Raw genomic sequence first — 1,714 nt, forward strand, 5'->3', positions numbered from 1 at the left:
GATCGGCACCGGACCGGCGATCCTCACCGGTCGAGGGCCGGCAGCGGTTCGACGACGGTCAGTCCCACCAGGGTCAGGGAAGCGCGCACCGATCGCCCCGACAGCCACGGACGCGTGGCGGCGAAGGACGTGTGTGGTGGGGCCGTCTGGTTGCGGGCGTGGCTGGTTCAGGTCCGTCGGGTGAACCGGATCCGTCCGTCCGGGAGCCGCTCATAGACGCAGTTGGCGTCGTGGATGCGGCGATGGTCGCTGGGGCACAGCAGGACCATGTTTCCCATGTCGGTTCGGCCGCCTTCGGACCAGGGTCTGAGGTGATGGGCCTCGGTCCAAGCGGCGGGGGCGTCACAGTCCTCGGCTTGGCAACCCTGATCTCGGAGCCGCAGGGCGCGGTGTTGGATCGGGTGCGCCAGCCGGGCGGTGCGGCCGAGGTCGAGGATCTCGGAGTTGGTGCCGAGGACGGCGGGGACGAGGTTGGCGTTGCAGGCCAGCCGGCGGGCCTCGGCGGCGGTGATCTGGTCGCCGTCGAACCCCAAGGCGGCGGTGCCGAGGTCCTTGCGGAGGTCGTCCACGCTCATGGTGATGAACACCGTGGTGGCGTGACCACCATGCCTGGGGAGCAGGTCGACGTCGTAGGTCTCGATCACCCGGGCGAACGCCTGACCCAGCAACCGGTCATACGGTGCCTTGCGGCCCTTGTCCTCCGCGGACCACTTCCGCGGCTGGGCCAGGGAATCCAGCATCGTGCGCAGCCGCATCCCGACCGCGTGGGAGACCCGGGCGTGGATGTCGATGGTGCCGTCACCGTTGTCACGGGAGGAGTAGAAGGTACGCCGCTGGGCGTGCTCCTCTTCCCGCTGCAGAGCTTTGGCTTCAGCGGCCTCGAACCGGGCGGGGTCGATCTCGGCCAGGACCCGGCGTCCGGCGATCTTGAGCTCGTTCGCCGTCATCCAGCTGGCGTAATCCACCAGGAGTTTCTCGGCCAGGATCAGGTCCTCGGCACTGGCGGCGGGGTCGGTCTCGATGGCGTCGAGCGCTTTGGTGATCACCCTCGCCTTGTCCTGGGACACCACACCCTCGGCCAGACCGGCAGCCACGAGGTCGTACTTGGACACGCTGGCGGCGAGTTTGATCTGGGAGCGAGCCATCCCCTTGTCGACCAACAGCTCGGTCCGCAGCCATCCGGAGGCGTCCTTGGCGCCGGTCTCTTCGGCGATATCGCCGGCAGAGGCGAGGACCCGGAGCTTCAAGGCGGCTTGTTTGGCGTGGATCTTCTCCAGCTGGGCCAGGCGTTCCTTCTTCTGGCCGGTGCGCCAGTAGGCGGGGTCGCTGGTCAGCAGCTTGTCGAGGGAGGATTCGATGGCAGCGAGTTCGGCGTCGATCGGGTCACTGGGGTTGGTGCCCCAGTGGTTGACGTCGTGTTCGAGACTCATCGTGTCCCTCCCTTCAGGGGTGTGTTGTGATGGGTCTGATTCTACGCCTCAACCGGATATCTAACCACCCATAGGTGCAGGTCAAAGCCTGTTTTCGCGGTGAGCGAATGTCCTCGCTTCTGTGGATGGTAAGTGGCCCGTAGGGCCACGCCTCCGCCCCCACAAGCCCCACTGATCCCAACAAGAATCCGCTGCGCCACACCCGGGCCGCCGCCCCGATAGCCAGCCAATCTTTTCTCGATCTGGTCCGGAGTCCAGGACCGCGAAGCGGCCGGCGAAGCCGG

1 protein-coding gene is annotated in these 1,714 nt (G+C 67.0%); it reads right to left on the reverse strand.

What is annotated here, in order from left to right:
• Positions 1–167 precede the first annotated feature (167 nt).
• Complete coding sequence (locus ACFU7D_RS29540; protein WP_378874065.1) at positions 168–1,430, reverse strand: DUF222 domain-containing protein; 1,263 nt, start codon at positions 1,428–1,430, stop codon at positions 168–170.
• Positions 1,431–1,714: the final 284 nt, after the last annotated feature.

Origin of the sequence: Nocardioides sp. NPDC057577 (assembly GCF_042801335.1) — a bacterium.
GTDB lineage: Bacteria > Actinomycetota > Actinomycetes > Propionibacteriales > Nocardioidaceae > Nocardioides.

Excerpts from the sequence above, each read along its gene's own strand:
- ACFU7D_RS29540 (WP_378874065.1), bottom strand. The coding sequence starts at position 1,430 with ATGAGTCTCGAACACGACGTCAACCACTGGGGCACCAACCCCAGTGAC.